Annotated in this window: 9 protein-coding genes; 2 read left to right on the forward strand and 7 right to left on the reverse strand. The window is 45.3% G+C overall.

Annotated elements, in window-relative coordinates; genetic code table 11:
• Nucleotides 1–1,385 (forward strand): sugar-binding protein (locus VIN08_RS15455; RefSeq protein WP_331966893.1); only part of this gene is annotated, 1,385 nt, incomplete at its 5' end.
• A gap of 126 nt (nt 1,386–1,511) precedes the next feature.
• Here VIN08_RS15455 and VIN08_RS15460 read toward each other — a convergent pair.
• Complete coding sequence (locus VIN08_RS15460; protein WP_331966895.1) at nt 1,512–2,729, reverse strand: sterol desaturase family protein; 1,218 nt, start codon at nt 2,727–2,729, stop codon at nt 1,512–1,514.
• Between the two features lie 222 nt (nt 2,730–2,951).
• A complete protein-coding gene (locus VIN08_RS15465; RefSeq protein ID WP_331966897.1) occupies nt 2,952–3,080 on the reverse strand; it encodes a hypothetical protein in 129 nt (42 codons plus the stop codon).
• A gap of 20 nt (nt 3,081–3,100) precedes the next feature.
• Here VIN08_RS15465 and VIN08_RS15470 point away from each other — a divergent pair, with 20 nt between their 5' ends.
• Complete coding sequence (locus VIN08_RS15470) at nt 3,101–3,703, forward strand: YceI family protein (protein ID WP_331966899.1); 603 nt, start codon at nt 3,101–3,103, stop codon at nt 3,701–3,703.
• 186 nt (nt 3,704–3,889) lie between these two features.
• Here VIN08_RS15470 and VIN08_RS15475 read toward each other — a convergent pair whose 3' ends face one another.
• The 5 genes from VIN08_RS15475 to VIN08_RS15495 all read right to left on the reverse strand — a co-directional run.
• Entirely contained in the window at nt 3,890–5,593 is a 1,704-nt protein-coding gene (locus VIN08_RS15475) for an ATP-binding protein (RefSeq protein WP_331966901.1), read from the reverse strand.
• Entirely contained in the window at nt 5,590–6,720 is a 1,131-nt protein-coding gene (locus VIN08_RS15480) for a sensor protein KdpD (protein ID WP_331966903.1), read from the reverse strand. The genes VIN08_RS15475 and VIN08_RS15480 overlap by 4 nt, the downstream gene beginning before the upstream one ends.
• A gap of 5 nt (nt 6,721–6,725) precedes the next feature.
• Entirely contained in the window at nt 6,726–7,808 is a 1,083-nt protein-coding gene (locus tag VIN08_RS15485) for a porin (RefSeq protein ID WP_331966905.1), read from the reverse strand.
• Between the two features lie 84 nt (nt 7,809–7,892).
• Nucleotides 7,893–8,447, reverse strand: coding sequence for a K(+)-transporting ATPase subunit C (locus VIN08_RS15490; RefSeq protein WP_331966907.1), 555 nt, complete (start codon nt 8,445–8,447; stop codon nt 7,893–7,895).
• A gap of 64 nt (nt 8,448–8,511) precedes the next feature.
• Nucleotides 8,512–9,233 (reverse strand): HAD-IC family P-type ATPase (locus VIN08_RS15495; RefSeq protein ID WP_331966909.1); only part of this gene is annotated, 722 nt, incomplete at its 5' end.

The raw sequence follows: 9,233 nt of genomic DNA on the forward strand, positions 1-9,233 counted from the left end.
GTATAGCATTCAGCATGTATGCCAGCGGCAACGGATATATACTGGAAGCATCTATACCCTGGTCGACCATAGGAGTAACGCCCGCCCTCGGAAAAGCAATCGGCCTCGATGTACAGGTAGATGATGACGACAACGGAGGAACGCGCGATGCACAAACCGCTTCTTTCGCTACCAACACAACCGCCTGGCAAAACCCGGGCGTATTCGGAACAGTATATCTTACTACGTGTAGTGGTCCCGTTAACCAGCCTCCTGTTGCCAATGCAGGCTCCGACCTTTCATTAGCTTCCGGAACAACATCGGTTACGCTGAGTGGCTCAGGTTCAGATCCGGATGGAACGGCTGTAACCTATAGCTGGACGAAAGTGAGTGGCCCCGCAGCCACCATCACGAATGCTACTACAGCATCACCTACTGTTAGCGGATTAACCAACGGAAGTATATATGTATTTCAACTGACGGTGAGTGATGGTTCGCTAACGGCTACTGATCAGGTACAGGTAAGTGTTGCCGGTACATCCGGTGATCCTGCCGGTGTAATTACCTGCTATCAACGCGTGAGTACTATAACCGTAGATGGTACACTCAACGAATCTTCGTGGAATGTTACCCGTGCGGTGAGCAAGAACACGGTAAATACTCCGAACAACACCGTGACCTTTGGAGTATTGTGGGATAACACCAACCTGTATATAGGTGTGAAGGTATTGGATGCCTCCCTATATAACGACTCGCCTGATATATGGGAGAACGATGCCGTGGAGATATACATTGATGCTAACAACAATAAACTCTCCACTTACGATGGCCGGGATAACCAGTTCATCAAAGGGTATAACAACTCTGCCTTGTTTGCCAAGCTCAGTGTTACCGGTGTGCAGCATGCCTGGGCTGCGATTAGTGGTGGCTATAGCGTAGAGCTGAGTATACCGTGGTCGCAGTTGAATGTAACACCGGCCAACGGTATAACCCTCGGCTTTGATGTAGGCTACGATGACGATGACAATGGCGGTTCACGCGAAGGACAAGCCGTGTGGAATGGAGCCGTCAACAATTATGAGAACACGTCCGCCTTCGGAAGCCTCGTGTTGAACAGCAACACCGGAGCCCGCTTCGGTGTACCGGCTGAATATATACCGGATGATGAAACACGGGTATCGGTATATCCTAACCCGGTGAAGAGGGGAGAGACCACTATCCGCATCAACGGGTTAAAGAACACAGCCGGCCTGCAGGTTGTGAACACCAGCGGTACCGTTGTAAAATCACAAACCCTGCAAAAACAGGAAGAAGTGATTGACCTGTCCGGAGCTGCCCATGGAGTATATCTGCTCCGCGTACAATTGGATAACCGGCAGGTTACACGGAAAATATTGATTGAGTAAAAATGGTTGTTGATTTTAAAATCCTCGTTGTTGGTTAGGAGTATTAATATTTCAGAGACCGTCAGCAATGACGGTCTCTTTGTTTATACAGGAAACACTAAATTTTCACTCTTTGAGCTTTGGACACTACTGTTCGTCATACACAAACCGGAAATACATTCTTTCAAAAGAGTTCATCGTGGCTATCACCAACACACCTATAGTGCCGATACAGAAGAAGCCAAAGCTCTCGCTGAGGTAGCTGATATAGCTGCAGGCGATGAGCAATCGCGCTATTTCCAGGAAGTATATCCATTGTTGTTGTTCGAGCAACGCGCCACAGTTGATGAGTGTGATCAGGATCAGTGCTATGATCAGCGTGCATTCGACCACATCCAGTTCGAAGAAAAATAGGGTAAAAGAGAATAGCCCTAAAATACTGGCCAGCAGTTGCAGGTTAAGATACACTTTAAAACGGAACGTTGAACGGAAATTTATTCTCGGAGGGAGCAGTGCGTTCTCCAGGTCTTCGCGTATAGTCTGGTCTATATCTTCTGGTTTACCAAAAATTATCCGGAGCGACTTTACTATACTTCCGCTTCTGCGGCAGGCTTCGGCAAGTTCAAAGTAATAATGAAAATGTTGCCACAGAAAACTATGGCGCTTTAAAGGATGCGTGAGTCCATATACCGGCTCTTCTTCTTCTTTTTGAAACGTGCCAAACAGTTTATCCCAAAAAATAAAGATGTCGCCATAATTTTTGTTCAGATACTTTTCGTTGGAAGCGTGATGTACCCGATGGTGCGAAGGCGTGATAAGTATATATTCAAGGAACCCCAGTTTGCCAATGAGTTGGGTATGCGTAAAGAACGAATACGTGCCGTGTACTACCAGGATAGCAATGACCATGGCCGGATGAAAACCAATGAAGGGAAGTATACACCAGAATAAATTCCGGATAACCGCCTGCAGCGTAGTAATGCGTGCAGAAACCGTATAATTAAAATCTTCGCTGTGATGGTGCACGATATGTGCGCCCCACATCACATTGATCTCGTGCCCCAGCCGGTGATACCAGTACCAGATCAGGTCAGTAGTCAGTAACAACGCTATCCATATTGGCCAGCGGTTGGGTATATTGAACAAGGCGTAGTGCTGGTATATATAGTAGAACAAACTATAGAAACTTCCGGTAATAAGCAGGTTGAGCAATCGCTCGGCAATGCCGATGGAAATATTGGCGATGGAGTTTTCGTATGTAAAATATTTACTCTTGCCACGTTTGCGGGCGAGCAGATATTCCAGTGCCAGGAAAAGAAAAAAAGCGGGAATAATGAATGCTACAAGATTCAATTTTTGGTCCATGGTGTATCAGAATTAAAATTCGGATCAGCGAATCATGTCCTCCTGGTGGGTGAGTATAAATTCGTACGGACAAAAATAAAAACTTTTAGTCTATAAAATCTATAGACTTTTGTTTTTTCGATTTTGTTTATACTTTTACGACAGATTACAGGGGAAACAGGAGGGACGGGTATGACATAGGGATGTACAATACACCCCTCCGTTGCAATTGTTAATGTTTTGTTAACGATCCACCAGTAGTACTTCCACCATTTTATATTTGATCGCCTTAAAAGGTCGTCTGTATAGTATACGGGGTGACTGTCCTGTATGCTCTGCATACGCATAACGAAACTCATTAATATTAATCATTGACCTAAATTATTATGCACATGAAGAATGCACATTTGTTCCGCGCCACGATTTTTGCCCTGATGGTGGTAACCCTGTTGTCGTTTACAAAACCTGCACCGGTAAAATTCAAAGTTGATCCGAAAGCCAGCACACTGGTATGGACAGGCAAGAAAGTTACTGGCCAACACACTGGTACAGTTCCATTGTCAGCAGGTGAACTGACTACAGAAGGAAAGATCATTAAACAAGGTACGTTCGAGATCGACCTCGCGTCTCTTACAGTAACCGATCTGAAAGATGCCGGAGCAAACGGTAAACTGGTAGGTCACCTGAAGAACGAAGACTTCTTTAACGTGGCTAAATTCCCGAAAGCAACTTTCACGATCGCATCAGTAACACCGAAAGCTGGCGATGAATATATAGTGAAAGGTAAACTTACTATTAAAGGTATCACGAACGATATCGAGTTTCCAGCTACCATCAAGAACGATGGCAAGAAACTGACAGCAAAAGCAAAGATTGTAGTAGATCGTACCAAGTATGATATTCGCTATGGTTCATCAAGCTTCTTTGATAACCTCGGTGACAAAGCGATCTCAAATGATTTTGAACTAGACCTTGATCTGGTTGCAGGTGTTTAGTTTTTGATTTGGTTTGGTAGATAAAGGGGCTGCTCGCAAGGGTAGCCTTTTTTATTTCCCGCAGATCTCGCAGATTAACGCAGATTAAATACAGAAATATACTTGCCACTCTCGCAATTTGCCAGTTAAAAGTCGAAAGCTATGCCATATATTTCTGCGAATATCTGCGAGATCTGCGGGAGACAATTATACCGGCAAGGTAAATGAAAATATAGACCCTTTACCTTCACTACTCTCCACACCGATTTTCCCGCCTTGTGATTCTATAAATTCTTTAGCTATAGATAATCCCAGTCCTGTGCCCGAAGGAGTGCCGGGTATCTGGAAGAATTTTTCAAACAGCCGGTCAACGAATTTAGCATCTATACCGGGACCGAAATCCTGCACCGAAAATTTTACCACTGAGTTTTGCTTGTAACATTGCAAGACTATACGTCCGTTCTCCGGACTATAGCGAATAGCATTGGTTAACAGGTTTACCAATACCCATGTAGTCTTATCAGCATCAGCCTGAATGGCGGGTATATTTTCTTCTACCAGCGCTTCTATAGCAACGTGCTTTCGCTCGGCCTGAAACTTTACGGCCTCGCGGGCAAACTGTATAATATCTTTTGGATCAGCGAGCTGTATATTTAACCGGATGTTACCCGTTTCTACCTGTGCCAGGTCGAGCAGCTCATGGGTTATTTTGGATAGTCGCGTGATCTCATCGTTCATCGTCTTCGCTATACTTTCCTGCTCATGATTGAGTTCGCCTACACGCTTATCCTGTAATAGTCGCGTGCACATTTGGAGTGAAGCAATCGGAGTTTTCAATTCGTGCGAAACCGTGGCGATGAAATTTGTCTTGGCGAGATCAAGCTCTTTAAAAGGTGTTACATTTTTGAGTAACAATACCTGCCCGATCATCGCGGCATTTTTTTCACCGGTAGGTGTATATTGAATGGTGATACTCTCGCGGGAGAAGTAATTTTCTTTACCACCCAGTACTACTTTTACAAGATTACTTTCTTCCTTCGGATTTCCTTCGCGTATGAGGTTGCGCAGCAAGTCATTCTCCACAGCAACATCTGGTGCATAGCGACCAATGAGTTGATCTTTCGTTACACTCAAAAAAGCTATAGCCTGATCGTTGGCGAATACAACTTTCTTGCGTTCGTCCAGGCCGATCACCGGGTCAGTCATGCGGTTGATGATAGTCTCCAGACGTTTCTTCTCGAAGATCACACGCGAGAGATTGCTGTGTTCATACTCATCCAGCTTCTCGGCCATCTGGTTAAAGGCCTGCGCTAATTCTTCAAACTCATCTTTGCGATCAAAGTGCAGGCGCTCTTCATAATTTTTATTCGCGATCGATTTTATACCGGACGTAAGCTGTATGATCGGATTGGCTACATAGCCGGGAAAATTTACAATGAAGGTAAAGGCGAGTATAGCAAACACCGAGAGTATAATTACCACATAGGTAGAGGCACGCGAAGCAGTTTCCTGTGCCACATCATTTTTGCGGATGATGGCTTTGAGATTCAGGTCTTGTATAGCCAAGGCTGTGCTGCGAAGTCCGGAAAGTGTAACACTGTCTCTGCGACCGTTCTTATACTCTTCAAAAAGGCTGCGCAGTTTTATAGTAAGGTCGCGCTCGCCTGGTTCGGTAATGTTGCTTTCCTGAAGCAGTATATTTTTCTCAACAGAGTCGGCAACGATGAGTATATCTTTGTTGGATGCATCAAGAATACGTTTGGTATACTGCAGCGTTTCGTAGTTATTGCGGATAATGTTTTGTGTATCGCTGGAAAGTTCGTGCAGGTAATACAGGCCTATACCGCCAATGGCCAGGATCGCTGTAAAGAGAAAAACCACACCAAGCGCTACTTTTGTTTTAATACTCATGACAGTATAATTAAGTCGGCATCCGAATGCGAGAGCTTGTTCAGAAGCTGATTAAAGGTATTGGTTTTCAGGATGAGTTGCCACAGGTGAAGATGCGGCTTGCCGATGCATACCGTAGTGATCTGTTTTTCTTCGGCAACCTTTACCATCGTGGCCGGTATATTTTTACTTTTTACCTGTAGTACTTCGGCTCCCAGCTCGGTAGCTAATTTAAAATTATTGATGAGATGCCGTTGCACCGAAAGCTTGATGCGGTTAACATCTTCGCTGGGCGTTTGCACATAGAGCACATACCACTTAGAGTTATAGTAGCTAGCAAGGCGTGCCGTTTTGCGAATAATCATCCGCGCGGTGTCTGCATTGCTGCTGATGCACGCAAGAAATCGCTCGTGACGAAGCCGTGTATCAATGGTGATCTCGGTATCTACTTTTCGTTCCACCTGCGAAGCCACCTCTTTTAGGGCGAGCTCGCGCAATTGCAGAATTTTTTCCGGTTGAAAGAAATTCCGCAGGGCAATCTCTACTTTATCGGGGTGGTATATTTTGCCTTCTTTCAGCCGGGCTATCAGTTCATCGGCCGTGAGGTCTATATTTACTACCTCGTCTGCCAGTTGCAGTATTTTATCGGGCACGCGTTCGCTTACTTCTATACCGGTAATAATGCGTACTTCTTCATTGATACTTTCAATGTGCTGGATGTTCAGCGCGCTGATCACATTAATGCCTGCTTCCAGTATATCAATTACATCCTGCCAGCGTTTTTCATTTTTACCACCGGGTATATTGGTGTGTGCCAGCTCATCTACAATAACTACTTCGGGGTGCAGGTTGAGTATAGCTTGCAGGTCCATCTCTTCCAACTCTTTGCCTTTGTAAAAAGCTTTTTTACGTTCAATGAAGGCAAGTCCTTCTGTAAGTGCAGCAGTTTCTTTCCGGTTGTGTGTTTCTATATACCCGATCTTTACATCAACACCATTCTTTAAAAGACTGTGTGCCTCCTGCAGCATACGAAAAGTTTTTCCTACACCGGCACTCATACCGATATATACTTTGAACTTTCCCCGCTTCGATCTGCGAATGAGGTTCAGAAAATGTTCAACCGATTTTTCTTTTTCCTGCTCTTGCATGATTATTAAAAGCTTACTGCGAGTGATGTACCCACGAAAGTATCGTTCTTTACCGGCCGGTTGTCTCTCACAAAGGTCGCATCTTTTCCGTTAAGACTGCGGATCTCGGTGCGCCATACTACATTGGTGGCAACCTGGTAATCAATGTTGAAAGAGTAACCGGTAGTTCTGAATCCGTTGGGAGTACCGGTGGCTATAATTACGCCATGCTTATCACTATAATATTCCCCACGGGCGGCAGCTGTTACTTTGGCACTGATGGCATAGCGTACAATGAGCACGGGAGAGTACCAGGTATTGAACGAACCTGACTCCGGATTTTTTTCTTCTATACCATAATCAAAGCCTGCCGTAATGCCCAGCTTTTCATTTATCTGAAATATACCATAGAAATTATGGAAGTAACGCATCTGCCGTGCACTGTCAGGTTTGTCAGTTCCTATAAATGTACTGCTGTTGAGTGTAACGGACGATGAAGGTTTGAAAGTGATCTGTGTTCCGAACGAGGGTAATGAATTTCCTTCCACCCGCTGCATGCGCTGCCAGCCGTTGAGTATCAGTGCCGACAGAAACCATTTTTCATTGTCAGATGTATAGGATACTTTGGCACCTGCTTCATAGTACGGTGAGTTATCGGCCAGGATGCTGCGCGTAAGATTCCAGCAATCTTTACTGATGGCACTTTCAAAACCGATGTGCGAGGTAAATATACCGGCATCTACCCACAGGTTTTTCTTCGAAGAAAGTTTAACGCCAACATTGCCTTCGTATATATTTTTCAGTACACCCGGCTCGGATGCCAGGTTGGCATTGGGATACGTACCGGCCATGAGCGCAAGATTAGCACGGACATGATCGGTGTTATACGAGCCCTTGATCATGCCGATGTTGAGGTTTACTTCGTTGTGGCGATTGAACGCATATATAAATCCGGGACGTGTATTGTTGGCCGGCTTGTTAAAATCGTAGATATAGTATGTTTCCACGTAGCCGCTTATCGTAAAGGGCGATGGTTTGGGTGGATCTTCCTGTGCAAAACAGGAAAGAGATAGTGTAACACTGATAAGAAATAAAATACTGTGTTTCATGTGTCTGGTGGTGATAGCGTATTAAATACAGGAAGCATGCAAGGTATATATTCCCTGCATGCTGGCCTGTATATGCAGGACTGTTTATTTCAGGTGATCAAGTGCAATGTTCAGTTTCAATACATTTACATACGATGGGCCGAACAGTGGTGATTCGGTATATACCTTTACCAAATCGGTTAATGTTTGCTCGTTGATATGACGAATATGTGCAATGCGTGCAACCTGTACGTTGGCAGCTTCGGGTGAAAGGTGCGGATCAAGTCCGCTGCCTGAGGCTGTTACCAGTTCGGCCGGTATATGTTCCTTTACAATAGCCGGGTTGTGAACCAGAAATGTATCGATGCGTGCCTGTACCTGCGCGAGGTAATCAGGGTTTGAAGGACCTTTGTTACTGCCGGCAGAACCTGCCGCATTATAATTTACGGCCGAAGGACGTGACCAGAAATATTGATCGGCTGTAAAAGATTGCCCTACGTTGGCAAAGCCATAGTTACCGCCTTCGTATACTATCGTTTCTCCGTTGCCGTGGTTGGGTGCGAGTTGCGCTATTCCCCAGATAGCAGCGGTATAGATCACGCAAAAGAATACAATGCAACAGAGGGTTAACAATACGGCTGATAAAATGTGTTTTTTCATAAAGTATATATTAAGGCAGGCCCGGAGATGTATACCTGTTGTCGTCCAGGCCTGCCGTTGTGTTTTAGATAAGAGCAGATACTACCATGTCGATAAGTTTAATGCCGGCAAAGGGCACTATAATTCCACCGAGGCCATATACCAGCAGGTTTCTGCGCAGCAATGCCGCAGCGCCAATGGGCTTATAGGCAACACCACGCAAGGCCAGCGGTATAAGCAAGGGTATAATAATAGCGTTGAAGATCACCGCAGAAAGTATAGCGCTCTGCGGACTCACCAGGTTCATAATGTTCATACTTTGCAAAGCGGGTATAGATGTGATGAACAATGCCGGTACGATAGCAAAATACTTGGCAACATCGTTGGCTATACTAAAGGTAGTAAGCGTTCCGCGTGTCATCAGTAATTGTTTGCCGATCTCTACCACTTCAATCAACTTGGTTGGGTCGTTATCAAGGTCTACCATGTTACCGGCTTCCTTGGCTGCGGCTGTACCGCTGTTCATGGCTACACCCACATCGGCTTGCGCAAGGGCAGGCGCATCGTTGGTACCATCGCCCATCATGGCAACGAGTTTACCACCGGCTTGTTCCTTTCGTATATATTCCATCTTGTCCTCCGGTTTGGCTTCCGCTATAAAATCATCTACACCGGCTTTCTGTGCTATATATTTAGCGGTTAATGGATTGTCGCCCGTTACCATTACTGTTTTTACGCCCATCTTGCGCAGGCGCTCAAAGCGTTCGCGTATACCGGGCTTGATGATATCCTGTAATTCTATAGCAC

The organism is Ohtaekwangia sp., assembly GCF_036568665.1.
Lineage (GTDB): Bacteria > Bacteroidota > Bacteroidia > Cytophagales > Cyclobacteriaceae > Ohtaekwangia.

Bases quoted from the DNA above. Each gene is read 5' to 3' on its own strand.
- VIN08_RS15460 (WP_331966895.1), bottom strand. From the start codon at position 2,729: ATGGACCAAAAATTGAATCTTGTAGCATTCATTATTCCCGCTTTTTTT.
- VIN08_RS15465 (WP_331966897.1), bottom strand. From the start codon at position 3,080: ATGATTAATATTAATGAGTTTCGTTATGCGTATGCAGAGCATACAGGA.
- VIN08_RS15470 (WP_331966899.1), top strand. From the start codon at position 3,101: ATGAAGAATGCACATTTGTTCCGCGCCACGATTTTTGCCCTGATGGTG.
- VIN08_RS15475 (WP_331966901.1), bottom strand. From the start codon at position 5,593: ATGAGTATTAAAACAAAAGTAGCGCTTGGTGTGGTTTTTCTCTTTACA.
- VIN08_RS15480 (WP_331966903.1), bottom strand. From the start codon at position 6,720: ATGCAAGAGCAGGAAAAAGAAAAATCGGTTGAACATTTTCTGAACCTC.
- VIN08_RS15485 (WP_331966905.1), bottom strand. From the start codon at position 7,808: ATGAAACACAGTATTTTATTTCTTATCAGTGTTACACTATCTCTTTCC.
- VIN08_RS15490 (WP_331966907.1), bottom strand. From the start codon at position 8,447: ATGAAAAAACACATTTTATCAGCCGTATTGTTAACCCTCTGTTGCATT.